The sequence below is a fragment of the Caulobacter sp. BE254 genome (genome assembly GCF_031457295.1).
In the GTDB taxonomy this organism is placed as follows: Bacteria; Pseudomonadota; Alphaproteobacteria; order Caulobacterales; family Caulobacteraceae; genus Caulobacter.
In genome coordinates, this window is the sequence record NZ_JAVDWJ010000014.1 from 93,162 (window position 1) to 118,993 (window position 25,832).

Annotated in this window: 23 protein-coding genes and 2 tRNA genes; 8 read left to right on the forward strand and 17 right to left on the reverse strand. The window is 68.3% G+C overall.

Annotation, left to right across the window (positions count from 1 at the left end; all coding sequences use genetic code 11):
- Positions 1-29: 29 nt before the first annotated feature.
- Positions 30-188: a hypothetical protein gene (locus tag J2X41_RS20800; protein ID WP_310085284.1), complete on the forward strand. Its 159-nt coding sequence runs from the start codon at positions 30-32 to the stop codon at positions 186-188.
- A 159-nt stretch (positions 189-347) separates the two neighbouring features.
- On the opposite strand, the gene J2X41_RS20805 is transcribed toward J2X41_RS20800, so the two are convergent.
- The 5 genes from J2X41_RS20805 to J2X41_RS20825 all read right to left on the reverse strand — a co-directional run bounded on the left by J2X41_RS20805 (position 348) and on the right by J2X41_RS20825 (position 2,951).
- Positions 348-797, reverse strand: coding sequence for a MarR family transcriptional regulator (locus tag J2X41_RS20805; RefSeq protein WP_310085287.1), 450 nt, complete (start codon positions 795-797; stop codon positions 348-350).
- Positions 794-1,210: an organic hydroperoxide resistance protein gene (locus J2X41_RS20810; protein ID WP_310085289.1), complete on the reverse strand. Its 417-nt coding sequence runs from the start codon at positions 1,208-1,210 to the stop codon at positions 794-796. The genes J2X41_RS20805 and J2X41_RS20810 overlap by 4 nt, the downstream gene beginning before the upstream one ends.
- A gap of 109 nt (positions 1,211-1,319) precedes the next feature.
- Positions 1,320-1,796: an ester cyclase gene (locus J2X41_RS20815; protein ID WP_310085292.1), complete on the reverse strand. Its 477-nt coding sequence runs from the start codon at positions 1,794-1,796 to the stop codon at positions 1,320-1,322.
- 71 nt (positions 1,797-1,867) lie between these two features.
- Positions 1,868-2,569 (reverse strand): DnaJ domain-containing protein, encoded by a 702-nt coding sequence (locus tag J2X41_RS20820; RefSeq protein WP_310085293.1) that lies wholly within the window; start codon positions 2,567-2,569, stop codon positions 1,868-1,870.
- A gap of 40 nt (positions 2,570-2,609) precedes the next feature.
- Positions 2,610-2,951 (reverse strand): hypothetical protein, encoded by a 342-nt coding sequence (locus J2X41_RS20825; RefSeq protein ID WP_028041594.1) that lies wholly within the window; start codon positions 2,949-2,951, stop codon positions 2,610-2,612.
- A 91-nt stretch (positions 2,952-3,042) separates the two neighbouring features.
- Between J2X41_RS20825 and pdxH the strand changes: the two genes are divergently transcribed.
- Positions 3,043-3,708 carry a pyridoxamine 5'-phosphate oxidase gene (gene pdxH / locus J2X41_RS20830; RefSeq protein WP_310085386.1) on the forward strand — a complete coding sequence of 222 codons (666 nt, stop codon included), beginning with the start codon at positions 3,043-3,045 and terminating at the stop codon, positions 3,706-3,708.
- A gap of 28 nt (positions 3,709-3,736) precedes the next feature.
- Here pdxH and J2X41_RS20835 read toward each other — a convergent pair whose 3' ends face one another.
- The 3 genes from J2X41_RS20835 to J2X41_RS20845 are packed head-to-tail and all read right to left on the reverse strand — an operon-like array spanning position 3,737 to position 5,167.
- On the reverse strand, positions 3,737-4,213 hold the full coding sequence (locus J2X41_RS20835; protein WP_310085298.1) for a DUF2442 domain-containing protein: 477 nt from the start codon (positions 4,211-4,213) through the stop codon (positions 3,737-3,739).
- Complete coding sequence (locus tag J2X41_RS20840) at positions 4,200-4,478, reverse strand: DUF4160 domain-containing protein (protein WP_310085300.1); 279 nt, start codon at positions 4,476-4,478, stop codon at positions 4,200-4,202. Before J2X41_RS20840 ends, J2X41_RS20835 begins: the two co-directional genes overlap by 14 nt.
- A 50-nt stretch (positions 4,479-4,528) precedes the next feature.
- On the reverse strand, positions 4,529-5,167 hold the full coding sequence (locus J2X41_RS20845) for a TetR/AcrR family transcriptional regulator (protein ID WP_310085302.1): 639 nt from the start codon (positions 5,165-5,167) through the stop codon (positions 4,529-4,531).
- 140 nt (positions 5,168-5,307) lie between these two features.
- On the opposite strand from J2X41_RS20845, the gene J2X41_RS20850 reads away from it, so the two are divergent.
- On the forward strand, positions 5,308-6,807 hold the full coding sequence (locus tag J2X41_RS20850) for an AAA family ATPase (RefSeq protein WP_310085305.1): 1,500 nt from the start codon (positions 5,308-5,310) through the stop codon (positions 6,805-6,807).
- 170 nt (positions 6,808-6,977) lie between these two features.
- On the opposite strand, the gene J2X41_RS20855 is transcribed toward J2X41_RS20850, so the two are convergent.
- Both J2X41_RS20855 and J2X41_RS20860 read right to left on the reverse strand, forming a co-directional pair.
- Positions 6,978-7,319 carry a DUF559 domain-containing protein gene (locus J2X41_RS20855; protein ID WP_310085306.1) on the reverse strand — a complete coding sequence of 114 codons (342 nt, stop codon included), beginning with the start codon at positions 7,317-7,319 and terminating at the stop codon, positions 6,978-6,980.
- 294 nt (positions 7,320-7,613) lie between these two features.
- Positions 7,614-9,395, reverse strand: a complete 1,782-nt coding sequence (locus tag J2X41_RS20860) for an ATP-binding protein (RefSeq protein ID WP_310085309.1) — start codon at positions 9,393-9,395, stop codon at positions 7,614-7,616.
- 204 nt (positions 9,396-9,599) lie between these two features.
- Here J2X41_RS20860 and J2X41_RS20865 point away from each other — a divergent pair, with 204 nt between their 5' ends.
- Positions 9,600-12,419: a long-chain-fatty-acid--CoA ligase gene (locus J2X41_RS20865; RefSeq protein WP_310085312.1), complete on the forward strand. Its 2,820-nt coding sequence runs from the start codon at positions 9,600-9,602 to the stop codon at positions 12,417-12,419.
- Between the two features lie 10 nt (positions 12,420-12,429).
- On the opposite strand, the gene J2X41_RS20870 is transcribed toward J2X41_RS20865, so the two are convergent.
- On the reverse strand, positions 12,430-13,323 hold the full coding sequence (locus J2X41_RS20870; RefSeq protein WP_310085315.1) for an MBL fold metallo-hydrolase: 894 nt from the start codon (positions 13,321-13,323) through the stop codon (positions 12,430-12,432).
- 91 nt (positions 13,324-13,414) lie between these two features.
- On the opposite strand from J2X41_RS20870, the gene J2X41_RS20875 reads away from it, so the two are divergent.
- Positions 13,415-13,567, forward strand: a complete 153-nt coding sequence (locus tag J2X41_RS20875) for a hypothetical protein (RefSeq protein ID WP_155856947.1) — start codon at positions 13,415-13,417, stop codon at positions 13,565-13,567.
- A 20-nt stretch (positions 13,568-13,587) separates the two neighbouring features.
- Here J2X41_RS20875 and J2X41_RS20880 read toward each other — a convergent pair whose 3' ends face one another.
- Positions 13,588-13,998, reverse strand: coding sequence for a TIGR01244 family sulfur transferase (locus tag J2X41_RS20880; protein WP_310085320.1), 411 nt, complete (start codon positions 13,996-13,998; stop codon positions 13,588-13,590).
- Between the two features lie 611 nt (positions 13,999-14,609).
- Here J2X41_RS20880 and J2X41_RS20885 point away from each other — a divergent pair.
- On the forward strand, positions 14,610-17,783 hold the full coding sequence (locus tag J2X41_RS20885; RefSeq protein ID WP_310085322.1) for a TonB-dependent receptor: 3,174 nt from the start codon (positions 14,610-14,612) through the stop codon (positions 17,781-17,783).
- 876 nt (positions 17,784-18,659) lie between these two features.
- Here J2X41_RS20885 and sppA read toward each other — a convergent pair.
- The gene (gene sppA, locus J2X41_RS20890; RefSeq protein WP_310085325.1) at positions 18,660-20,447 is read right to left on the reverse strand and encodes a signal peptide peptidase SppA; all 1,788 of its coding nucleotides are present in this window, start codon (positions 20,445-20,447) and stop codon (positions 18,660-18,662) included.
- A gap of 175 nt (positions 20,448-20,622) precedes the next feature.
- A tRNA-Pro gene (locus J2X41_RS20895) sits at positions 20,623-20,699 on the reverse strand.
- A 170-nt stretch (positions 20,700-20,869) separates the two neighbouring features.
- Between J2X41_RS20895 and J2X41_RS20900 the strand changes: the two genes are divergently transcribed.
- Positions 20,870-20,943 (forward strand) — tRNA-Gln (locus J2X41_RS20900).
- A gap of 585 nt (positions 20,944-21,528) precedes the next feature.
- A complete protein-coding gene (locus J2X41_RS20905) occupies positions 21,529-21,957 on the forward strand; it encodes a MucR family transcriptional regulator (protein WP_012285398.1) in 429 nt (142 codons plus the stop codon).
- 67 nt (positions 21,958-22,024) lie between these two features.
- On the opposite strand, the gene J2X41_RS20910 is transcribed toward J2X41_RS20905, so the two are convergent.
- From J2X41_RS20910 to J2X41_RS20920, 3 genes are all read right to left on the reverse strand, one after another.
- Complete coding sequence (locus J2X41_RS20910; protein ID WP_310085328.1) at positions 22,025-22,801, reverse strand: hypothetical protein; 777 nt, start codon at positions 22,799-22,801, stop codon at positions 22,025-22,027.
- Between the two features lie 71 nt (positions 22,802-22,872).
- Positions 22,873-23,424: an N-acetyltransferase family protein gene (locus tag J2X41_RS20915; RefSeq protein WP_310085331.1), complete on the reverse strand. Its 552-nt coding sequence runs from the start codon at positions 23,422-23,424 to the stop codon at positions 22,873-22,875.
- Positions 23,425-23,578: 154 nt separating this feature from the next.
- A complete protein-coding gene (locus J2X41_RS20920; RefSeq protein WP_310085334.1) occupies positions 23,579-25,771 on the reverse strand; it encodes a S9 family peptidase in 2,193 nt (730 codons plus the stop codon).
- Between the last annotated feature and the right edge of the window lie 61 nt (positions 25,772-25,832).

Below are 25,832 nucleotides of genomic sequence, written 5' to 3' on the forward strand. Positions count from 1 at the left end.
GCATTGTGTTGCGTCGAGGAGACCGCCGAGTGCCCGACGCCGCGTATCAGGAACTGGCCAAGCTATGGGAAGCCGTGTTCGGCGAGCAGCCGCCGGTCGTCGCCGAGCCGGGCCTGACGGCGCGGATCCTGGTCTCCTGCCTGCCGCCGGCCGAGCCGTACAGCTTCGTCGCGAAGGACGAGGATTAGGTTCTGTGACAGTTGACGGTTCTTGGGCCGAATTCCTCGTCCTTCGACAAGCTCAGGATGAGGAATTCTACTCAACCGCTTTACCAGTAGCCCTCATCCTGAGCCTGTCGAAGGACGAGGGCGACGTCCCGGCGCCGAACGCCTAACTGTCCACGGAACCTAGACCGCCAGCGCCTTGAGCCGCTCGCGCAGGTCGCCCAGTTCGTCCAGCTGCAGGTTCAGCTTGCAGAACAGCTGCTCGGGCACGGCCTTGGCCTTGTCGCGCAGGGCGGCGCCGGCCTCGGTGAGGGTGACGACCACCCGACGCTCGTCTTCGGGATCGCGGGTCCGCGCCACCAGGCCCTGGGTCTCCAGGCGCTTGAGCAGCGGGGTCAGGGTGCTGGACTCCAGGTCCAGCGCCTCGCCCAGGGCGCCCACGGTGCGGGGGCTGGCCTCCCACAGCACCAGCATGGCCAGGTACTGCGGATAGGTCAGGCCCAGGGCGTCCAGCATCGGCCGGTAGAGCCGGGTCACCCGGTTGGCGGCCCCGTAGAGGGCGAAGCACAGCTGGCGGTCGAGGCGCAGGGCCTCGACCGGTTCGCCGCTCGTCTTGTTGGTCTTGGCGCTCATGCGGCCCTTGTGGTGATCGCGACGTCGACATTGCCGCGCGTGGCGTTGGAATAGGGACAGACCTTGTGCGCCGTCGCAACCAGGGCTTCAGCCTCGTCCTGGGTCAGGCCCTGGGTTTCGACCTCCAGCGCGACCTCCAGCTTGAAGCCGACCTCCAGCGGGGCCAGGCCGACGACGCCGGTCACGGTCGAACCGGTCAGGCCGATCTTCTGCTGGCGGGCCACGAAGGCCATGGCGCTCTGGAAGCAGGCGGCGTAGCCGGCCGCGAACAGCTGCTCGGGATTGGTCCCCTGGCCGTTGCCGCCCAGCGCCTTGGGCAGGGCCAGCTGCACGTCCAGCAGGCCGTCGTCGCTGCGGGCCTTGCCTTCGCGGCCGCCGGTGGCCGTGGCGCGGGTTTGGTAGAGGGTGGTCATCGGATGCCTCCTTGGCGCTGTTCGATGTGAACGATTTAATCGTGCGCGATATAATCGCAAGGGATGTGATGAAATTTTTTATCACGCGCGATCTATCGGGTTGGCCGCGCTACCCGGCTGGAGCCTTCGCGGCGCTGACCAACGCCCCCAGCGCCTCCATCGTCGTGAGGTCGCCGAGCAACTGCCGCACGATGCTCAGCGTGTCGGAATAGATCCGTTCGCAAACCAGGGTCTCGCCTTCGAACAGGAAGAAGGCGGCCATCTGGCAACTGAACGGGCGGCCGGTGGCGGGCAGGGGGCCGAGGGGACCCAGCTGCGTGCCCTCGAGGATGAATTCCACCACGATCCCGTCGTCGACATGACGCAGGGACAGCAGGGTGTTGCGCTGGTCGGGAAAGGTCTGGCGTGAGCTTTTGTAATAGCGCTCGACGTCGGGCCGGCCGTCGTGGACCGCGCCGGTGGCGATGATCTCATAGCGGGGGTGAGGAAAGGTCGCCAACACCTTGTCCCAGGCGTGGTCGATCTCGTCGGCCATGTGCTCGCGCACGATCGTCTCGCGCCGGGCGCACAGTTCGTCCTGGGTCATGATCGCTCCTCCCGTCGCTCTTCGGCGGCGTCGAAGACAGTAGAACCGTCAGGTCCCGACTTGGGAAGCCTCTACGCCGCCCAGGCGGCCGCGAAGCGCTTCAGTTGCGAGCGGGCGGCGCTTTCGGCGCCGTCGCCGAGGGCTTCCAGGCGCAGGAACAGGTCGCCGGCCCGATGCGGGCCGCGGGCGGGCAGGCCCTGGCCGGGCAGGCGCACCAGGCCGCGGGCGGCGGCCTTAGTCGAGATCCACACCAGGCGCGGACCCAGGGCGGTGGCGACCTCGATCCGGCCGGCCTCGGCCAGGGCCCGAGCGTCCAGCCGCGCGGTCAGCCACAGGTCGTCGCCGCGCACCAGGGCGTCGGGATCGTGCGCGAGTGCGACGCGGAAGGTGACGTTCTCGACCCGCACCTTGTCGCCCTCGCGCAGGCCGGCCGGCAGGGTCAGGCGCAGCTTGCGGCCGTCGAGCGCCAGCTCCAGCGCGCCGCCGGCGAAGGCCAGGGCGGTGTCGATCCGCAGGGTGGCCTGCTCGACCCGGGCGGGCTCGGCGACGGCGGGCGGAAAGTGGATCTGGCGGGCCGGGGCGTCCTGCAGCAGGCGGTAGGCGGACAGCACGTCGCGGAACAGGGCCGCGTCGCCGCCGGGACGGTCGGGGTGGGCGCGCTTGGCGGCCTCGCGATAGGCGGCTCGCAGCTCGCGCTCGTCGGCGCCGGGGGCGACGCCGAGAATGGCGCGGGCGGCCTGGAGACTCAAAACGGAAGAAGCGCCGGCGGTCATGCCGCCGACCCTGCCGCCGTTTGGTCAACGGGGCGTTAAGTTAACGAATCTGGCCGCTCAGCAGCCAGACCAGGCCGAACACCCCGAACACCCCGGCCGCGAAGACGATCACCGCCCACGAGCCGCTCTTGCGATGCCAGGTGACCGGCTCGTCGACCTCGGGGCCCTCGACCCGCGCCCGCTCGGCGGCCTTGGCCCGCACGCGCCAGAGGTTCCAGGCTCCGGCCGCGAACAGGAACAGGCCGCCGGCCGCCAGGATGATCCAGTCCTGGACGTCGTCGCCCTTCCACTTGACCGCCTCGCCATAGCCGATCCACAGGCCGGCCGCGCACCACAGCGCCAGGGGGATCCAGGCCAGTCGCGCCCGCGTGCCGAGTTTCATGGGGTGTCCTTCATGTCGCGCGGCAGATGCGCGCGACCGGCCATCCGCGTCAAGCGTGGCCCGCCGCGCCGCCGTGCCCTATATCCATTCCATGACCGACGCGCCCCTGATCCCCGCCTCGCCGTCCGAGGACGACTATGTCCGCCAGGTGACCGAGGCTGTGCCGCCGCCGCTGCTGCCGGAGGGCGACCCGATCCGCCTGTTCGAGGACTGGCTGGCCGAGGCCGGCAAGGGCGAGCCGAACGATCCCAACGCGGTGGCCCTGTCGACCGTCGACGCCGACGGCCTGCCGGACTCGCGCATGGTGCTGCTCAAGAGCGTCGATGCCCGGGGGTTCGTGTTCTACACCAACACCCAGAGCGCCAAGGGCCAGGAACTGGCCGTCCAGCCCAAGGCGGCCCTGTTGTTCCACTGGAAGTCGCTGCGCCGCCAGGTGCGGGTGCGCGGCGCGGTCGAGCCGGTAACGCAGGCCGAGGCCGACGCCTATTTCGCCAGCCGCGCCCGCCACAGTCAGCTGGGCGCCTGGGCCAGCGACCAGTCGCGGCCGCTGCCCGACCGCCTGGCCCTGGAGCGCCGGGTCGCCGAGATGGCGCTGAAGTTCGGTCTGGGCAAGGTGCCGCGCCCGCCGCACTGGTCGGGCTATCGCGTCGTTCCCCAGGTCATCGAGTTCTGGCGCGACCGGCCGTTCCGCCTGCACGAGCGGCTGGTCTACGAGCGCACGGGCGAAGGCTGGGAGACGAAGCGCTTGTTTCCGTAGGCGCGCGGCTCGGCGGCTCGCCAGCGCTTCAGGTCCGTTTGACCTTGCTTTGGCCGTTCGGCGTGCGTGCCGGGACTTGCTCCACCGCGCTTGGGTCGACGCGTTTCCGGGGACGGCCGCCCAGCCTTCCGTTCGCCGCTGACGAGGCGGCCTTGACGGCGCTCCTGGCCTTGCCGCCCTCGCGACCCAGTTGCTGGGCCATCCAGCGCTTGGTTCCGGTCAGGCCCTGCAGCAGGCCGGGAATGTAGATGCTGGCGTCCAGCAGCGGGAAATAAATGGCCGACCCGCGTCCGGAAACCTCGACCTGGGCCAACTGTTCGGGCTTGGCGCCGACCAGCTCCTGGTGCCGCCCGGGGTCGAACGTGACCTCCAGCCCATTGTTCATCTCGATCCACACGCGATGGCGCTCGGGCAGGAAGGCGACATCGATGGCGCGGGGGCGGAGCGCGTTCTCCTCGGCGGTGCGCGTCGCGACGGCTTCGAATTCGGCTTCAGAAAGCGCCATGCATCTGTCTCCAGGCCCGGCACAGCATCGCCAGATGGTCGGCGACGAAGGCGATGATCGCGTTCAGCTCCGCGAGGCGATAGCCGTCGACTTCACGAACGCTGACCGGTCCGTGCCGCCCCTCGTCGGCCTCGCAACAGTTCAGCAGCAGGACCGCCTCCGCGTTCACCCCGTTCACGTGCACATGAGAAGGCGCATGATCCTGGGTATAGATCTCTATGCGCGTCCTGCCCGCCTTGTCCGGGTATCGCAGCAAGGTGGGCATGGGGTTCCTTTTAGCAGAAACCTAAGCGGTTTGGAAGTTGAACCCGTCAGCTACAGGGAAGCGCCGGACGACTTGGCCCCGTACCGCGCCAGGAACGTCTCCACCGCCTCATCCGCGATGTCCCTCAGAGGACGGGCCGGGCGGGCCTCGTCGCCGGCCGCCAGGCCCAGCACCAGGGTGGCGTGGTCCAGCATGCCCAGCAGCTGGCCGGCGGCTCCGGCCGGGCGGCCGACCGCCAGTTCGCCGGACGCGACCAGTTCCTCGATGATCTGGATCGCCGTTCCGCCCAGGGTCTTGTGGGCGCCCTGCAGGACATGGTCGGCCACCGCCTCGAAACGCCGGCGCTCGCTGGCGACCATCCGGAAGATCGCCCGGGTGGCGGGCTGCGACATGAAGGCGGCGTAGGCCAGGGCCAGGCCGGTCAGGCGCGCGCGGGCGTCGCCCTTGGCCCGCCCGCTGGCGCGCACGGGCTCGGCCATGTGCTCGACGGCGTCATGGACGACGATCTCGAACAGCTTGGCCTTGCTGGGAAAGTAGGCGTACAGCGTCGCCGTGGACACGCCCGCCATCCGGGCCACCGTCTCCATGCCGGCGGCCGAATAGCCTTCGCGCAGAAAGACGCCGCGCGCCGCGGCGAGGATCTCGGTCTTCTTGCGTTCCGACCGATTGAGGACTGCGCCGATCAGCATGTGGTGCGACTCTAGTCAAGGTTATCGCAACCATAGGCGCTCAACCAAAGCGTAAGCAAGCGGCGCACGCGACGCGGCCTGATCTTTCCGCTATGGGACGCCCGCGCCCGGACTTCCGGCGCGGCTGACGAGGTTGGGGCGTGATCAAGGACGCGGAGACGGTTCGCGAGCAGGAAGTGGCCGCCTGGATGGGCGAGCGGGCCGATCGGGTGATCGAGACGTCCTGCGCCCGCGTGTTCCTGGTCGGCGAGGCGGCTTGGAAGGTCAAGCGCCCGGTCAATTTCGGCTTTCTGGACTATTCGACCCTGGAGCTGCGTCGCTGGTCGCTGGAGCGCGAGCTGAGTTTCAACCGCGCCGCCGCGCCCGACATCTACCGCGCCGTGCGCCGCCTGACCCGCACCGAGGCCGGGGGAGTCGAGATCGACGGCGCGGGCGAGACCGTCGAATACGTGCTGGAGATGCGCCGCTTCGACGAGCAGGGCGTGCTGGCCCAGCAGCCCTGGGCCATCGACGACGCGCTCGAGGAGTCGCTGGGCCGCACCATCGCCCAGTTCCACGCCGGCGCGCCGTTGCGGCCGCAGGGCGGCGGGGTGGGGGCCTTGGGCTACACCATCGCCTCCAACGCCAACCTGCTGCGCGGCCTGGCCCCGCGGCTCGGCGCCCAGGCCGTCGAGCGGCTGATCGCCGAGACCGACCTGGCGCTGGAGCGCCTGGGTCCGCTGCTGAACGCACGGGCCGGCCAGGGCTTCGCCCGCCACTGCCACGGCGACCTGCACCTGGGCAACATCCTGGTCGAGGAGGGCAAGCCGATCCTGTTCGACTGCATCGAGTTCAACGACTCGCTGTCGGACATCGACATCCAGTACGACCTGGCCTTCCTGCTGATGGACCTGGACTTCCGCCGTCGCCGCGACGCGGCCGGCCGGGTGCTGAACGCCTATCTGGACGAGGCCGCCCGCACGTTCGGCGAAGGCCTGTGGACGGGCCTGGCCGCCCTGCCGCTGATGCTCAGCGTCCGCGCCGCGGTGCGCACCCACGTCTGGGCCTACAGCAATGACGACGAGGCCGCGCGGGCCTATCTGGCCACGGCCCTGGAGCACCTGGCCCCCAAGCCGGTCAGCCTGGTGGCCACCGGCGGCTTCTCGGGCTCGGGCAAGTCGACCTTCGCCCGGGTCTGTGCGCCCGGCCTGGGGACGGCCCCCGGGGCGGTGGTCCTGCGCACCGACGAGATCCGCAAGCGCCTGTGCGGCGTGCCCTCGCTGCAGCGCCTGCCCAAGGAGGCCTACACGCCGGAAATGAGCGAGCGGGTCTATGGCGAGCTGTTCCGCGACGCGGCCCTGACCCTGGCCGCCGGCCGATCGGTGGTGGTCGACGCGGTGTTCCTCAAGCCCGAGCAGCGGGCCCGCGCCGAGGCCCTGGCCAAGTCGGTCGACGTGGCCTTCCAGGGCGTCTGGCTGGAAGCGCCGCCCGAGGTTCTGCGCGCCCGCGTCGCCGCCCGCGTCAACGACGCCTCGGACGCCGACGTGGCCGTGCTGGAAAGCCAACTGGCCCGCGACACCGGCGGGATCGCCTGGCGGCGGGTCGACACCGTCAGCGCCTTCGAGGACGAGGCGCGGGCGCTGGCGGAGACGATGGGGTAGGGGATGGCCGCTTCATCGCCGCCCGCCCAATTTCGGGCGCCGTGATCCTGAAGGTCAGCTTGCCGGCGTGAAGAGTAGGGTGAGTTTCGACCCTTGGCGGACGCTACCCTGGAACCCTCTCTCTTAGAGAGAGGGAGGGGCCCGCCGCGAAGCGGTGGGAGGGTGAGAGGTTACAGCCTGTCAGATCGAAGCACCGCCAGGATTTCGTCCGCCGTTCCGTCCGGATCGGCCAGGACCCGCTCGTTGCGATACCGCACCACGACGTACCCGAACAATTCCAGGGTTTCGGTGCGGCGGGCGTCATAATCCTCCCGCCCGTCGTGGGCCGGACCGTCCAGCTCCACGATCACCTTGGCCGCCTCGCAGACGAAATCGGCGAAGTAGCGGTCGATCGCCACCTGTCGCAGGAACTTGAATCCGCCCAGGCGGCGATTGCGCACCGGGGCCCAGAGCGTCCTTTCGACGAGGGTCTGATCCCGGCGAAGGCGACGGGCGGTGGCGGTCGTGTCCATGGTCGGAGCCTGGCTGGCCGGACTGGGCCGATCAACGACAGGAATCGGGATCTTCCGGCCAGCGGTGAAACCTCTCACCCTCCCACCGCCTGCGGCGGCGGGCCCCTCCCTCTCTCAAAGAGAGAGGGTTCCAGGGCGCGCCGGCTTCTCGCTGACTCCCGGCTGGCCTGGTTGTCGAAGGTCGCATCCGCCCAGCGGATTTAGCCGCGCCCATCTTGATCCGTTCATCCCGGCGAACGCCGGGACTCAAGGTCTCGACACCCTGCGTTGGCAGGGGCGGGTGTGGACCAATCCCTACGACCGCGCCGCCTCCGCGCACCGCCCGGGCTCACCCCGAACCGCGCCGTCGATCGCCGCCAGCAGGTCCAGCGGCCGGATCGGCTTGCCCAGGTGGTCGTCGAAGCCCAGGGCCAGGAAGCGCTCGCGGTCGCCGGACATGGCCGAGGCGGTCAGGGCGATCACCGGCGTCGACGGATCGCCGGCCGCGCCGGCCCGGATCGCCGCCAGGGCGGTGATGCCGTCCATCACCGGCATGTTGATGTCCATCAGCACCGCGTCGAAGGCGCCGACCTTGAGGGCCTCCAGGGCCGCCCGGCCGTCGTCGACGATGGTCAGGGCCACGCCGGCCGCCTCGAGCATGGCCCGCACCACGATCTGGTTGATGGCGTTGTCCTCGGCCACCAGCACCCGCAGGGCGTCGAGGCCCGCGCCGGCCTCGTCATCAGGTTCCGGCTCGACCGCGACCGGCGGCGCGGCGACGGGCGCGGCGGCCAGGGTGAACAGGAAGGCGGCGCCGGCGGCCGGCTCCAGCACCAGGTCGCCGCCCATCTGGCGGGCGAGGGCGCGCGAGATGGTCAGGCCCAGTCCGGTGCCGCCATGGCTGCGCGAGACGGCGTTGTCGGCCTGGGTGAAGCTGTCGAAGATGCGCTCGTGGAAGGCTTCCGGCACCCCGACGCCGGTGTCGACCACCCGCAGGTGAAGGTCGCGCAGACCGTCGGGCCGCGCGGTCGCGGGGCTGGTCAGCCGCAGAGTGACGCCGCCGGCGCCGGTGAATTTCAGGCTGTTGGAGATCAGGTTCATCAGCACCTGGCGGATGCGCAACGGGTCGGCCAGGATCCAGGCGGGCGCCTGCGGATCGATCTCGACCCTCAGCCATAGGCCCTTCTCGGCGGCCGCGTCGCGCCAGGCGTCGCCGGCCGCCCGGAGCAGGTCGTGCAGGTTGACGGCGGCCCGCTCCAGATCGACCCGGCCGGCCTCGATCTTCGACAGGTCGAGCACGTCGTTGAGCACCTGCATCAAGGTGTCCCCGGACTTGATCATCAGCCGCACATGCTCGCGCTGGGCGGCGTCGAGCGGGGAGCGGTCCAGGGCGTGGGCCATGCCCAGCAGGCCGTTCATCGGCGTGCGCAGCTCGTGGCTGGTGACGGCGACGAAGGTCGACTTGGCGCGGTTGGCGTCCTCCGCTCGCTCGCGTTCCTCGCGCAGGCCGCGGGTCAGTTCGTCCATGCGGCGGGCCGCCGCGCGATTGGTCAGCATGACGCCGATGGTGGTCAGCACCACCAGCATCAGGCTCCAGCGCGCGGTCTCGGGCCCGATGCCCGACAGGTGGAGGAAGGCCGTCGGAAACAGGATCAGGCTGGCCAGGGGCGGGGCGGCGCTGATCGCCAGCAGGGTCGCCGGCTGGTGGCGGAAGTTCTGGGTGTAGATGATCTGGCCGGCCCAGACGCCGACCGCCGCCAGCTTGAAGTCGGCCTCCTGCGACAGCCACAGCACCGCGCCCAGCCCGGCCCAGGTCAGGTTGATCGGCAGGGCGGCCAGGACGAAGCCGGCGCGCAGGCTACGCGGCGCGGAGACGCCGGGCTTGAACCGAGCGGTCACCAGCCGCGCCAGGCCCTCGCCCAGCAGCAGGAGCACCAGCCACGACAGGGCCAGGCCCAGGCTCAGGGCGTGGGCGACCCCCGCCGTCACCAGGGCGGCCGGGATCAGGCGCGAGGGCAGAAGCCGATGGGTGTCGAGCGCCACCTCGTCCAGCCGGTCGTCGGCCCACGGGGACCAGGAGGAAGCAAACCTTCGCACGTGATACGGTCCCGTTCGTCGATCGGCGTTTTCTGATCCGCAGACTAACCGATCGCCGCTCTCAGGACTTGAACGCGCGCTGCGGCTGATCAGCGCGGCCAGACTCGTCCTAAGGTTCGCCCGAGGCGGGCGCCGCGTTGCCAGGCGGCGGCGGCCCCGCTAGCCTCGCCTGAACAACGATAATGATCCGGGAGAGCGTGGCCGATGCAGGGCTTGATGCAGCACGGGGCCTTGACGGTCGACAAGATCATCGACCACGCCGCCCAGTGGCACGGCGCGCGCGAAGTCGTCACCCGCTCGGTCGAGGGGCCGATCGTTCGCACCACCTACGCCGCGATCCACGAGCGCGCCAAGCGGGTGTCCAACGCCCTGCTGGCCCTGGGCGTCAAGCCGGGCGACAGGGTCGGGACCCTGGCCTGGAACACCGCCCGCCACATGGAGGCCTGGTACGGGATCATGGGCATCGGCGCGGTGTGCCACACCCTGAATCCCCGCCTGTTTCCCGAGCAGATCGCCTGGATCGCCAACCACGCCGGCGACCGCGTGATCTTCGTCGACCTGACCTTCATGCCGATCATCGCCGGCGTCCTGCAGCACCTGCCCAGCGTCGAGCACGTGGTGCTGTTCACCGATCGCGACCACATGCCCGCCGACTTCCGGCCGACCGGCGAGACGCCGAACTTCAAGGGCCTGCTGTGCTTCGAGGACCTGGTCGAGCAGCACAACGCCGACTGCGCCTGGGGCGGCTTCGACGAGGGCACGGCGGCCGGGCTCTGCTACACCTCGGGCACGACGGGCGACCCCAAGGGCGTGCTCTATTCGCACCGCTCCAACGTGCTGCACACCCTGATCACCCTGCAGCCGGACGTGATGGGCCTGTCGCAGAAGGACGTGATCCTGCCTGTGGTGCCGATGTTCCACGCTAACGCCTGGGGCGTGGCGTTCTCGGCCCCCGGGACCGGGGCCAAGATGGTGATGCCCGGCGCAAGGATGGACGGAGCCTCGATCTTCGAGCTGCTGGACAGCGAGGGCGTCACCTTCTCGGCCGCCGTGCCGACCGTCTGGCAAATGCTGCTGCAGCACCTGAAGGAGACGGGCGCGAAGCTGCCGGTGTTGCGCAAGGTGGTGATCGGCGGGGCGGCCTGTCCCGAGCACATCATCCGCGCCTTCCACGACGACTACGACGTCGAGGTGGTCCACGCCTGGGGCATGACCGAGACCTCGCCGGTGGGCACGCTGTCGGTGATGACCGACGAGCTGGAAAAGCTGCCCTATGACCAGCAGATGTCCTATCGGCTCAAGCAGGGCCGGCCGCCGCTGGGGGTGGAGCTGAAGCTGACGGACGACGCCGGCCGGCGCCTGCCGCACGACGGCAAGAGCTTCGGCAACCTGAAGATCAAGGGCCCGATCATCGCCGCCGAATACTTCCGCGGCGCCGGCGGCAGGATCCTCGACGACGAAGGCTTCTTCGACACGGGCGACGTGGCGACGATCGACGACCACGGCTTCATGCAGATCACCGACCGGGCCAAGGACGTGGTCAAGTCCGGCGGCGAGTGGATCAGCACCATCGACATCGAGAACATCGCCCTGGGCCATCCCAAGGCCGCGATGACGGCGGTGATCGGCGTGCCGCACCCCAAGTGGGACGAGCGGCCGATCCTGCTGGTCAAGCTGAAGGACGGCGAGACGGCCACCAAGCAGGACTTCCTCGACTTCCTGCACGGCAAGATCGCCAAGTGGTGGACGCCGGACGACGTCGTCTTCGTCGACGACATCCCGCTGGGTGCGACCGGCAAGATCGACAAGAAGCTGATCCGCCAGCGCATGAAGGACTACGCGCTGCCGGCGCTGGCTGTCGCAGGCGCCGCCGAGGCCGTGGCGGATCCCGACCCGGAGCCCGAGCCGCCGGCCGCCATCCTGGCCGCCGCCGACGGGGCGCAGGCCGCACGGATCTACGCGCCCGAGCCCGAGGATCCGCTGTCGGAACCGCCGCCGCTGGCCGAGCCGCGGGTGGTCGAGGCCCTGGCCCATGCCGACGCCGAGCCCCTCTCGGAATCCGACGACCCGGAAGCGCGGTTCCCCCTGGATCCGCTGGAGACCCCCGACGCCGTGCCGCCCCTGGGGCCCGTGCCAGAGGAGGCCTTCCACGCCGAGCCGGTGTTCGTCGCCGAACAGGCGCCGCTGGTCCTGCCCGCCGATCGCCAGGAGGACGGCGGCAAGGCCAGGGCCGAAAAGGCGGTCCCGCCCAAGGGCGGCGTCGCCTCGCGCCTGCTCGACGGGGCGGTGCTGGTCGCTCTGGCGCCGGCCGTGCTGGTGGCGGTCGCCGCGCTGGGGGTGAAGCTCGGCCTGCTGCCCCAGGGGCTCGGCTATGACCGGATGACCCTGGACTGGGCCCCCAAGGCCGCCGTGCTGGGCGTCGCCACCGGCGTGGCGGGCCTGTTCGTCGCGGTGTTCGGCGGTTTTTCGCGGCATTGGAAGAAGGCGTTGGGGGCGGTGGCGATCACCGTCGTCACCCTGGCGGCCATGGTCGCGGCCAATCTCGTCGGCGGCCGCGCGCCGCCGGTCCACGACGTCGCCACCGACTGGACGACGCCGCTGACGCTGTCCGACGCCGGCCTGGCGGCTCGCGGCGCCGGCGCCGCGTCGATCGAGGCCGATCCCAGCCTGCCGATCGGGTCGCTGAGCTTCGCCGGCCGCCGCGTCGCCGACGTCAACGCCGAGACCTGTCCGGCCGCCCGGCCGCTGGTCCTGGCGCGCCAGCCCGCCGACGCCTATGACGCGGCCAAGGCGGCGGTCCAGGCCGCGGGCCTGTCGATCGTCACCGACGACCCGGCGGACGGGCGACTGGAGGCCACGGGTCGGAGTTTCTGGTACGGCCTGGAGGACGACCTGATCGTGCGAGTGCGCCCCGACGCCGCCGGCGCTCGGGTCGACCTGCGCTCGGTCGGCCGCAAGGCCGGCGGCGACCTGGGCCGCAACTGCCGCCGGGTGGGGGATCTGCTGGCGGCGGCGAAGGGGTAGAGGCCAGCCGTCAGGCCAGCCGATACTCGGAATCTAGCCCCGGCTCGCCGTCGCACGTCACCCGCCCCTGCTTCACCAGCAGCAGCACGTGGGCCAACACCGACATGGCGGCCGCCGGGTGCAGGCGGGGATCGACGGCGGCGTAGAGGGTGGGGACCATGGCCCTGATCGTGGTCGGCCCCGCCGCCAGGGCCGCCAGCACCTGGGCCTCGCGCGCCCGGCGATGGTCGGCATAGGCCTGGAGGAACGGGTCCACGTCGCGAACCGGCGCGCCGTGGGTCGGCCACAGGGTGTCGAACCCCTCGGCCCGCACCTTTTCCAGGCTGGCGAAATAGTCGCCCATGTCGCCGTCCGGCGGGGTGATCACCGTGGTCGACCAGCCCATGACATGATCCCCCGAAAACAGGGCGTTCTCCTCCTCCAGCGCGAAACAGACATGGTTGGAGGTGTGGCCCGGCGTGGTCACGGCGCGCAGGGTCCAGCCCGGTCCCTCGAAGACGTCGCCGTCGGCGATCTCGACGTCGGGCCGGAAGCCCTCGTCCTCGCCGGCCTCGAGCGCCAGCCCGGGGGCCAGGTCGCTGAGATGCGGCGCGCGACGGCCGAAGATCGTCGCCCCCGTCGCTTTCTGAAGCGGGCGGGCGAGGGGAGAGTGGTCGCTGTGGTGGTGGGTGACCAGGATGTGGCTGACCGTCTCGCCCTCCAGCGCCGCCAGCAGCGCCTTGAGATGGCCGTCCAGGTCCGGGCCGGGGTCGATCACCGCCACGGTCCCGCGCCCGACGATGTAGGTCCCGGTGCCGACATAGGTGAAGGGGCCGGGATTGTCGGCGATCACCCGGCGGATCGACGGCGAGACCGGGTCGCAGCGGCCGTATTCGAACTCGATCTCGCGGACGAAGGGGATCATGGCGGCCTCTGGGGCGATCGGATGCTGGGCGGGCGCCGCGCCGGCGCCGGTCTTGCGGTAAACGGTTCGTAAACCTTCCGGAGCACGGATCATGACCGCCGACGCAGCGATTTTTGTCTCAAAACGGCTCCAGCGCGCGGCCTTCGCCATCCTGTGTCTCATCGCAGCTCAGTTCGTGCTGGCCAGTTGCGAGCCCGAACCGTCGCCGATGGCGGCCCGGGTCGCCCTCAGCCACCGCTACTAGCGGCCCGCCCGGATCCGCTCCTAGGCGCCCAGCACGCCTGACAGGTCATAGCCGGCCTCCGCGCCCTGGCGCACCAGGGTGGCGCGGTCGGCCGCGCCCGACGCGGCCTGGCCCAGGGACCAGGTGACGATCGAGCGCGTGCCCGAGCGGCAGAAGGCCAGGACCGGCCCCTCGGCGCCCTCGACCGCGCGCCGCACGGCCTCGACCTGGTCGGGGGTCGGCCCGCCCCGCACCGGAACATGCAGATAGTCCAGGCCCGCGGCCCGGGCCGCCGCCTCGACCTGGGCGCTGGACGGCTGGCCCGGCTCCTCGTCGTCGGGTCGATTGTTGATCACCAGCACGAAGCCCTCGCCGGCGGCGCGGTCCAGGTCGTCGAGTCCGATCTGGGGGCTGACCGAAAGTGAGTCGGTTACACGTCGGAACGCTGTCATGGGCTTTGATCGCTCGTGGAAAGGTGTCGGGGCGCCGCCGAGGCGGGAGGGCCTCATCATCCCGGCACTTGGGCGCCCACGCAACGGTCGGCCCCCGCCAAATGTGTTGGAAATTTGAGCGATAGATGGGGAAAATCTCCCAGGGATCGTCAGTGTTCGACATTTGATACCGATACCGACGCGGTTTCGAGGGGTATTTTCTCGAATGTCAACGGGATGAGGGGCGTTTTGACCGGCAAAATCGACCGTGTCGATCCGCGGCGTTCGTCAGCTTGGCACGGGTGGAATTTGCCTTGCAGCCCAACGACATACGGCAGAAGGGACCTGTTCTACCGACCGGTTTGGGGGGAATCTGAGCGGTGTTCGTCAGAAATGAGGCGATCGTGTTGCGATAATGCGACAGCCTTGGGCGATGTGATTACGGATCGGTAATGGGAATTGACCGGCGCGCGGCGCGCCTCCTAACGTCGGCGCAACCGGGGAAATGTTTTCCGGGACACCTAAGTTCTCGTGGTGGAGTTGGGGCGAAAATCCAGACAGACCGAACGTAACGTCCCCGAAAGGGGCGCGTGCGGGCGGCTGGAATGCTTCACCATGCAAGAGGGGATACGATGAAGATGATTTCCACCAAGGGCGGCGCGCGCGCGCGTCTCTTGACGTCGACGCTGCTGGCCGGCCTGGCCACCGTCGCCGCGCCGCTGGCGGTCACCGCGGTCGCCACGGCGATCCCGACCCTGGCCAGCGCCCAGGACTACAGCTCCGGCTCGCTGGTCGGCACCGTGAAGGATTCTTCCGGCGTCACCGTTCCGGACGCGACGGTCACCGTGAAGTCGCTGGACCAAGGGTTCACCCGCACCGTCACCACCGACGGCTCGGGCCAGTTCCGCGTTCCCCTGATCCCGATCGGCGGCTACTCGGTGTCGATCGCCAAGGAAGGCTACCAGCCGACCAGCGACGGCAACGTCCGCGTCGGCCTGGGCGGCCAGACCGCCTATTCGTTCACCCTGGCCTCGGCTGACTCTTCGGTCAGCGAAGTGGTCGTCACCGCGACCGCCAACCCGCAGCTCGACTTCGCCCAGACCACCAAGGGTCTGACCGTCGACATGGAAACCCTGACCAAGCAGGCGCCTGTCGGCCGCTCGCTGACCGCCGTCGTGCAACTGGCGCCTGGCGCCCTGACGGGCAGCACCAGCGTCGTCTCGACCTCGCCGGCCACGCCGGACTTCAGCACCCAGCCGTCGATCGGCGGTTCGTCGATCGCCGAGAACGCGTTCTACGTGAACGGCCTGAACATCACCAACTTCAACACCTATGTGGGCGGCGCCGCCGTTCCGTTCGACTTCTACAAGTCGATCGAGGTGAAGACCGGCGGCTACCCCGCCGAGTTCGGTCGCGCCACCGGCGGCGTGATCAACGCCGTCACCAAGTCGGGCTCGAACGACTTCAAGGTCGTGCTGCACGGCAACTTCGAGTCCGACAGCCTGCGTCAGGACTCGCCGGACACCTACGAGTACGCCAACCACCGCGGCGGCCGCTCGAACAACAGCGGCACGGTCGAGCTCAGCGGCCCGATCATCAAGGACCACCTGTTCTTCTACGGCCTGGCGCAAAGCCAGCAGGAAGTGGTCAAGACGGCGCAGATCGCGAACGGCCAATACGTCCGCGACACCACCAACGACCCGTTCTACGGCCTGAAGCTCGACGGCTACATCACCGACAAGCATCGCCTGGAATTCACCTATTTCGACACCACCCGCACGACCCAGCGCAACGCCTGGAGCTATGACGGCGACGCCGATGAAATCGGTTCCGCCCTGCCGTCGACCCAGTACGAACTGGGCGGCGAGAACTATGTCGGCCGCTATACCGGCACCTTCACCGACTGGTTCACCTTCTCGGCCGCCTACGGCAAGAGCAAGGATCGCGTGAACACGTTCCCGCAAGATACGACCAGCCCGCGGGTTCGCGATAACGTCGACCGTACCGATCCGAACAACCTCGTTCCCGGCACCACGAACATCATCAGCCAGCAAAAGCAGAGCACGGTCGCTACGCTGAACACCACTCGCGAGTTCTATCGTTTCGACGGCGACTTCTACTTCAACCTGTTGGGATCGCACCACGTTCGTACGGGTTACGATCATGAGAAGACGACGCTGAACCACACCACGGTGCTGCCGGGCGGCATTGGCTACTTCTATCACGTCGGCTCGGCTAAGGACGCTCGGGGCGTCGCGCCGGGCACTGAGTATATCGAAGTGTCGACCCAGCGTCTGGGCGGCGCGCCAGTTCACGGCGGCAATACGTCCTACTATATCCAGGACGCCTGGGACATCACGCCGACGGTCAGCCTGCAACTCGGCATCCGCAACGACAAGTTCACGCTGGACAACCTGGTGGGCGAACAGGTTCTCAACCTGAAGAACAACTGGGGTCCGCGCGTCGGCCTGACCTGGGATCCGGTTGGCGAAGGCAAGGATAAGATCTCGGCCTCCTACGGCCGTTACTTCATCCCGCCGGCCTCGAACCTCAGCTACCGCGGCGCCGATCTGGGTTACAGCACCTACTTCTACGCCCCGGCTGGCGGCTTCGTGATGGCCCCCGGCACCCGCGTGCCCGCGGCTCTGGGCGCGCAGATCACCAAGACCACCAACCCGACCGGCAACTTCACTTACTGCCCGCTGAACAATCCGATCGCTGGCACTGCGGGCGTGCAGGGCTGTTCGGTTCCCTTCGGCGTGGGCGTGGCCGAACCGGCCGCCTCCAAGACCGCCGTCGGTCTGAAGGCGACCTACGAGGACGAGTTCGTGATCGGCTATCAGCGTCAGCTCGACTCGCTGTGGAAGGTCGGCGCCTCGCTGACCTACCGGTCGCTGCACCGCGTGTCGGAAGACACCACGCTCGACCCGTACGTCCAGGCCTATTGCGCCGCTCACCTGACCGGCGCGGCTCTGACGGCCTGTAACACGGTGTGGAACAACTCCTGGCAGTACATCGTGTTCAACCCGGGTGAAGATCTGACGATCAACCTGCGTCAGCCGAACTCGGCCGTCCACTCGCCGGAAACCATCGCGGCCCTGGCCGCCAGCGGCCTACCCAAGACCCTGACCTTCACCAAGCAGGAGCTGGGCTTCCCGACCGTGAAGCGCGAATATATCGGCCTGGAGCTGAACTTCGAACGCGCCTTCGACGGCAAGTGGGGCCTGCAAGGCTCGTATGTGCTCTCGGAATCCAAGGGCAACTACGAAGGCACGGTTCTGTCCGACAACGCCCAGACCGACGCCGGCAGCACCATCCTGTTCGATTTCCAGGGTCTGGCCGACAACCAGTACGGCCTGCTGCCGAACCATCGTGCTCATCAGTTCAAGCTGTTCGGCACCTATGCCGTTACGGATAACCTGATGTTCGGCGCGAACTACAGCTTGCTGTCGCCGCGTCACCAAGGTTGCCTGGGCGTTCATCCGACCGACCTGGCGGCTCAGGACTACGGTGCGTCGTCGCGTTACTGCCAAGGCAAGCCGGCGCCGCGCGGCGTGGGCCTGAAGACCGACTGGATCAACACCCTCGACCTGTCGGTTCGCTATACGGTTCCGGACAAGATCATTCCGCTGAATGGCAACCTCGTCCTGCGCGCCGACATCTTCAACGTGTTCAACGCCGACGGCGTGAACTCGTTCGAGGAGGCCGGCGACACCGACGAAGGCGGTCCGAACCCGGATTACGGCAAGCCGATCGCGTACCAAGCGCCGCGTTATGTCCGCTTCGGTTTCGATCTGGCCTTCTAAAGCCGGCGCGAAAACAAGCACTAAGAATGGCGGCGGGCTCCTCGGAGCCCGCCGTTTTTCTTTGGGCGATCGCCTGCTCCGGGAAAGGCGCGGGCTTGAACCTTTATGCTCGGCGGATCACAAGTGAAGCCCAGCGGAATCAAAGCCTTAAACTTTCTCGACCCCAATCTATCCTCACCCCTTCCGACCGCCCTTATCCTGATCCCACCTGAAAGCACGGGAAGGGCGCACGTACGGCGACCGATGCGGCTCTCAGGGGTGGTCGAGCGGGAAGCGCTCGCCGGCGGTCCTTTACTGGACGCCGTGGTCGGTCCGAGGCAGGCGCTCCGATGCAAGGAGCCGAAACCTCGGCGCCGCGGTGGCGGGCAAGCGCAGCAGGCATGGGCTGAAATCGCCCATGCGGTCCAGGGAACGCCAATTCCCTGCCCGTCGGGGGCCTCCATCGGAGCGGGTTAAAAATCCGCGACCCGAAGGCTTCCGGATAACGGCTCCACGCGAAGCGCCTGAACTTCGTCGAAACGGTACAAACATCAAAGCTATTCCGGGCGAGGCCCGGGCGCTTCGCACCCTTCCCACCAACTCGGCCGCGAAAGGCCGAGGTCGCCGCCTCATGGCCGGGGACAGGCGCATGCGCCTGTCCCCGGCCGCGTCCAAGATCCTCCCCCTGTGGGGGAGGTGTCGGCGAAGCCGACGGAGGGGGGAGTGATCGGCCGATGGCCAGATCCTGCACCTACGATCCCAAAACTCCCCCCACCGATCGCTGCGCGATCGCCTCCCCCACAGGGGGAGGGGTCTTGATCCCCCGAGCGGCAAGGCCGCACGAAAAAGGGCCGCCGGTCGCCCGGACGGCCCTTGGTCTTGCCCGTGAAGCCGGAGCTACCGAACCGGCGTGTCGGCCAGCACCGAGGCCCCGCTGGGCGTCGAGCGCAGGCGGGCCTTGGCCATCTCGTCCAGGATCGACTGCGAGCGCGGGTCGCCCAGCAGCCAGGCCGAGGCGGCCAGGGTGCGCACCGAGGTCTCGCTGACGCCCAGCACCTTCTCCAGCGCCTCGAACGGCGAGTTGGAGCCGCCGACCTTCTTGAGCTTCACCTCGCCCTTGATCCCGGCCAGGCTCTTGGCCTTGTCGACGGCCTCATAGAAGCCGCCCAGCTCGTCGACCAGGCCCAGCTGCTTGGCCTGGACGCCGGTCCACACCCGGCCCTTGGCGATCTCGCGCACCCGCTCCTCGGGCAGCTTGCGGCCCTCGGCGACGCGGTGGACGAAGCCGGCATAGATGCGGTCCATCCAGCCGGCGAACCGGGCCCGCTGGTCGGGCGTGAAGCCCTGGCCCGTGCCGAACGCGCCGGAATAGTCGCCGCCGACATGCACCTGCTTCACGTCGACGCCGAACCGCGCCAGGGCGTCGCCCAGGGCGAACTTGCCGCCGAACACGCCGATCGAGCCCGTCAGGGTGGTGGGCTCGGCGACGATCGCCGAGGCCTCCGAGCTGATCCAGTAGCCGCCCGACGCCGCATAGGCGCCCATGCTGACCACGATCGGCTTGCCCGCCTTCTTGGCCGCCTTCACGGCCGCCAGGATCTGTTCGGACGCGGTGTCCGAGCCGCCGGGCGAGGAGACCCGGAAGACGATCGCCTTGACGTCCTTGTCGTCGATCGCGTCGTACAGGGCCTTGGCGACCTGGTCGGAATAGATCGTGCTGTCGCCGCCGAACGGCGAGCCGCCTTCGCCGCTGCCGGTCATGATCGCGCCCTCGGCCGAGACGACGGCGATGGTCGGGCCGGTCTTGGCCGGAGCCTTCTTGGAGCGCGAGGCGTAGTCGTCGAAGTCAAGCAGCTTGGCGCCCTTGCCGGCCCGCGACAGCATGGCGTCCTGGGCGTCCTTGACCTGGCCGACCCGGTCGATCAGGCCCTTGGCCTTCGCCTCCTCGGCGCTGTAGGGACCGGCCTCGATGGTCTTGATCAGGGCGGCCGGGTCGATCTTGCGGTCCTGGGCGGCCGTGGTCAGGGCGGTGGCGTAGACCGAGCCCATCCACGACAGGGTCGATTCGCGGTGGGCCGGGGTATAGTCGCTATAGAGGTAGGGATTGACCGCGTTCTTGTACTCGTAGCGCTGCTCGTAGTCGGCCTTGACGCCGTACTTGTCGAAGAAGCGCTTGAAGAACATCTCCTCGCTGGCCGCGCCCACGGCCTGCAGCGAGCTGTCGGGCTGCATCCAGAACTCGCTGGCCGCCGAGCCGAGCATGTAGGTCGAGGTGACCAGGCCCGAGGGATAGAGCCCCTGGCTGTGGGCGAAGATCGGCTTCTTGCCGACCGCGCGGAAGTGCTTGAAGGCCAGGCGCAGCTCGTCGGCCGAGGCCGGGGCCATGCCGCCCTCAGGCAGGCGCACCAGCACCGCCTCGACCTTGTCGTCGGTCTCGGCCCGGCGCAGCGTCTCGATGATCGACATCACCGATTGGCCGCCGCCGCCGCCCAGGGCCGCGAACGGGTTCCGCGGCTCCTGGTCGGACAGGCCGCCGCGCAGGTCCAGCTGCAGCACCGTATGGGTCGGGATCGGGGCAGGACGGGCGGCGCTGGCCGCCATGACGATCAGAAGGAAGGGGACGCCGACCAGGAACAACACCAAGCCGACGAAAACGCCGGCCACGGTCATGAGAAACTGCTTCATCGGACGTCCTGCTGCCTCGTGTCGCGCAAGCTAGTAGCGTCCTTCGCGTCGCGGTCAAATGAACAGCGCGCAACCTGGCTTCCGGCGTCGGGAAGTTGGCGAACGGCAGCGGCGCGAAGCCCCGGGGCAGGGGCGACGCCACGCGATCGTACTTTGGAAAATTTCGGGAAAGAAATGGTCGGAGTGGCAGGATTTGAACCTGCGACCCCTGCGTCCCGAACGCAGTGCTCTACCAGACTGAGCCACACTCCGACTTGGAGGGCGGCTTATAGACAGGGCTCGGCGGTCTCGCAAGCGGCAAAAATCGCTCCACAAAAAGAAAAACGGCGGAAAAAAAGAAGTTCAAAGCAGCGTTGCATCCGTCCGACTCCTGCGCTATCTCCACCGCCTCGCCGGGCCCAGACGGGTCTCGCCGTTCCTGCTGGGGAATGGTGTAATGGTAACACTGCGGTTTTTGGTACCGTCATTCTAGGTTCGAGTCCTAGTTCCCCAGCCAGTTCTTCTTTCCAGATCCACATTCGCCCCGGCGGCCCCACAGCGGGGCGGGCCGGCGAAACGACGCTGAGTCGCAGTTTTCCACAGGAAATGGTCCAGGCGTCCCACGGCCGGCGTTCTCGCCGCGGGCGAGCGCCTGTCGCGTTCGGCGCGCGGGTTCTGGTTTGAAGTTCTTCCAGCGCCTCAGGCCTGGCCTGGGCTTCAAAGGCCAAGGCGGCGTCTGTCCTGATCCGTCCCGTTTCAAATCGCTCCGGCGTCGGCAAGTCTTTGTGTTTTCAAGGACAAGGCGCAGCTTTGACAAGCTTCGGCTTCGAAAAGCGCTGATCTTCGGCTCATCTGGCGACGCTCGAATCATTGCGACGCTGAAACTTTTGTCCCAGCAACGTCGGCCTGACAGCGCTTGTCCGGAACGGAAAAAGCAGCTGCCAAGCGCTTCCCATGGTTTAGAATCGCGCCAGGTTTCTCGTTGCTGTTCTCAAGATTCGCTTACCTTAAGGGGACGGCAAGCACGATTACGCGGATTGAGTACTTGTATTTCGACGGGGCGGGTGTATTTCCAAGTCAAAGAACCACCGGAGAGACACTCGTGGAAGACAAAGCTACCCTGATCGAGCTCACCGCCGAGATCGTCGCCAATTACGTGGCCAATAACAGCACGTCGGTCTCCGATCTGCCGGCCCTGATCCGGGCGACTCACGATGCTCTGGCCGGTATTGGCTCTCCGGAAGCGGCTCCGGTTGAGACCGTTACGAAGGCTACGCCGGCTCAAATCCGTCGCAGCATTACGCCGGACGCCCTGATCAGCTTCGAAGACGGCAAGCCTTACAAGACGCTGAAGCGTCACCTTACGACGCATGGCATGACCGTCGCCGAATACAAGGCCAAGTGGGGCCTGCCGAACGACTATCCCACGACCGCTCCGGCCTATAGCGAAGCCCGCTCGGCCATGGCCAAGGCCCTGGGCCTGGGCCAAGGCGGCCGCAAGGCCAAGGCCCCGCGCGGCCGCAAGGGCTGATCCGTTCTCATATGATCGGTATCGAGCAAGACCCCCGCCGGCGACGGCGGGGGTTTTTGTTTGCGCGTCAGGGTCGGTCAGGGGCGGGCGTTCCCCAGCCCGCCAGCAGGACGCCGTCGCCGCCCCTGACCGAGACCGTGTCGACCCGCGCGGTGACGAAGCACTGGCGGGCCTGCACCGAGAGATGGACGGTGTCATCGATATGGGTCTCGGGCGCGCTCAGCCGTCCCGAATAGTCGCCGCAGAACACTTCGGGGGTTTGGCCCAGAGCCGTCAACCGACCTTCCAGCACCAGGGTCATGCCGCGGGTCAACCGATGATAGGCCTGCTGATTCATGCGTACCTTGTGGAGCATGAACGGCTGGAAGCGGGGCGGCAGGGCCGAAGCGCCGTCGGCGAAGGGAATGGCCAGGCCGTAGCTAGTGGTGATGCTCTGGACGCCGATCTCTTGCCGCTTCTCGACGCCTCGCATGATCTGGACGGTCGTCGTCGGACTGCGCAGCTCATGGCCGTCGAAGAAGGCCGTTTGCAAAGGCGGCAGGGTCCGCAGGCCCTGGAGATTGAAGCCGCTGTAGTTTTCAGGACTGATCTGACCCAGGCCGATCATCACCGTTAACTCGCCGCGCGAATAGTCGTAGCGCCAGCGGGCGGGGCTCTGCAGCACCTTCATGGTCCGCTTACGCTCGTCGACGAATGGGATGGCGATCCGGAAGCGGCGGCCGGCCAGCGACTCGGCGGCGGGCGCTTGGCGGGCCGTTTCCATGGCGTCCCGCAGCTTGGCCGTGTCCAGCACGTCGCCGGAGCTCGTCGCCAACAGGCCCGCCGCCAAAAGACCGCCGATCATCGCGAGCTCTCCGTTCGCCGAAGACAGGAGAACCTTGAGTTGATCAACGGTCAAGGCGCCAGCCGCCGGGCTCAGACCCCGCTGAGCGCCAGGCCCGGCGCGTCGGGCTCGCGCGAACCGCCGCCGTTCAGCGGGCGCTGCATCCAGACCAGGTCCACCCAGCGGCCGAACTTGTAGCCCATGGCGGGGAACACGCCCTTGCGTTCGAAGCCCAGGGCGGCGTGAAGGCCGATCGAGGCGGCGTTGCCGCTGTCGCCGATCACCGCGCACATCTGGCGCAGGCCCAGGGCCTCGCAGGCGGCGATCAGGGCGGACAGCAGGGCCTTGCCCACGCCCCTGCCCACCGCGTCGGGACCGACATAGACGCTGTCCTCGACGGTGTAGCGATAGGCCGCGCGCAGCCGGAACGGCCCGGCATAGGCGTAACCCAGCACCACGCCGTCCTGCTCGGCCACCAGGTAGGGCAGGCCCTTGGCCAGGAAGGCGGCGCGCCGGCGACCCATCTCGGCCGCGTCCGGCGGGACCTCCTCGAAGGTGCCCAGGCCGTTGAGCACGTTCCAGCCGTAGATGGCGGTGATGGCCGCCAGGTCGGCGTCGGTGGAGGGGCGGATGGTGACGCTCATCGCGGTCCTCCCCCTGTGGGGGAGGTGTCGGCGCAGCCGACGGAGGGGGGCGTGGTCGGCAGGCGGCCGCAACCCGGACCGACGATCCGACAATTCCCCCCACCGGCCTTCGGCCGCCTCCCCCACAGGGGGAGGTCCTGTTTGATCGAACCCCTCACGCCTTGCTCCATCCCTTGTCGACCGCCCACACGGCGAAGGCGTAGTCCAGGGCGATCTCCTTGAGGAAGTCGAACCGGCCCGACGCGCCGCCGTGGCCGGCGTCCATGTTGATCTTGAGCAGGATCGGGGCGCCGCTGGTCGTGTTCTCGCGCAGCTTGGCCGTCCACTTCTCCGGCTCCCAATAGGTGACGCGCGGGTCCGACAGGCCGCCGGTGGCCAGCACGGCCGGATAGGCCTTGGCCGCCACGTTGTCGTAGGGCGAATAGCTGGCGATGTAGTCGTAGGCCTCCTTGTCCTCCAGCGGATTGCCCCATTCGGGCCATTCGGGCGGGGTCAGGGGCAGGGAGGTGTCGCTCATGGTGTTGAGCACGTCGACGAACGGCACCGCCCCGATGATCCCGGCCCACAGGTCGGGCCGCAGGTTGGTGACCGCCCCCATCAGCATGCCGCCGGCCGAGCCGCCATAGGCCACGGTGCGGCCCTTGGCCCCATAGCCGGCCGCGTGCAGGTGCTCGGCGCAGGCGATGAAGTCGGTGAAGGTGTTCGTCTTCTTGAACTTCCGCCCATCCAGGAACCAGCCGTAGCCCTTTTCGGACCCGCCGCGGATATGGGCCGTGGCCCAGATCCAGCCGCGATCCACCAGGCTGAGGTTGCGGATCGAGAACGACGGATCCATCGACATGCCGTAGCTGCCATAGCCGTACAGCAGCAGCGGCGCGGCGCCGTCCAGGGCCACGCCCTTCTTCATCAGCACGGTGATCGGGACCTCGGCGCCGTCGGGGGCCTTGGCGTAGAGCCGCCGCGTGACATAGGCGGCCGGATCGTGGCCGGAAGGGATTTCCTGGGTCTTGCGCAGGGTCTTCTCGCCCGTCGCCATGTCGTAGTCGAACCACTGCCGGGGCGTGGTCGGCGACTGGTAGACATAGCGCATCACCGGCGTGTCGAACTCGTAGCCGCCCTCGAGGCCAAGGACATAGGCCTCCTCGTCGATGACGATCGGCTTCTCGGCTTTGGTGGCCCGATCGGTGATGACGATGCGGGTGTTGGCGTTGACCCGCTCCACCCGCAGCAGGTGATTCTTGTAGGCCGACAGGCCGGTGATGAAGTGGCCCGGCTTGTGGGCGACGAAATCCTTCCAGTGGGCGCGGCCCGGCGTGGCGACCGGCGCCTCGACCAGCTTGAAGTCGATGGCGTCGTCGGCGTTGGTCAGGATGACGAACCGGCCGTCCCAGTGCTCGACCGAATAGCGCAGGCCGACGGTGCGCGGCTCGACCACCTTGGGCGTGGCCGTCGGGTCGGAGGCCGGGATCAGCAGGGTCTCGGACGTCTCATGGTCGCCGGCGCTGATGACGATGAAGGCGTCCGACCCGGTCGTCCCCACGCTGACGAAGAAGCCGTCGTCGGGCTCGTCATAGACCAGCACGTCGTCCTTCAGTCCGCCGCGAGCCGGGCGACGGTAGATCTTGTCGGACCGGCCGTTATCGTCGCGGTGGGTCCAGAACAGCCACTGGCTGTCGGGCGACCAGGCGAAATCGCCGGTGCTGCTCTCGACGGGCTCCTTCAGGACCTCGCCGGTCGTCAGGTCCTTCACATAGATATGGTGCACCTCCGAACCCTGGGCGTCCTCGGCATAGGCGAACAGCTGGTGGTCGGGGCTGTGGTCGGCGGCGCTGACCTGGCTGTAGGCCTTGCCCTTGGCCAGGGCGTCGCAGTCCAGCAGGATCTCCTCGCCGTCGGTCCGACCCCTCGGCCGACGGCAGAAGATTGGGTGCTGGCCTCCGATGTTGAAGCGCGAATAGTATTCCCACGGGCCGTCGGGGGCGGGGACGCTGGCGTCGTCCTCCTTGATGCGGCCCTTCATCTCCTCGAACATCGCCGCCTGCAGCGCCTCGGTCGAGGCCAGCATGGCCTTCACATAGGCGTTCTCGGCGCTCAGGTGTTCCTTGACCTCCGGCTTGATAAGGGTCGGGTCGCGCAGGACCTTCTGCCAGTTGTCGTCCTTCATCCAGGCGTAGTCGTCGACGCGGACCCGGCCCAGCTGCTCAATGCGTTTGGGGATCTTGCGGGCGACGGGCGGAACGGGGGACGACTGGGTCATGCGGGTCTCGGAAACGGCGGCCTTGGACTTGAAGGCCGACACCGACGTAATGACCGCGGCCGCGCTCGTCATCATTTTGCGCCGGTTCATGGTCAGATTTTCCCCCGTGATGCGTCAGAACGCCAACTTGTGCGCCCTGACGACGCTGGTC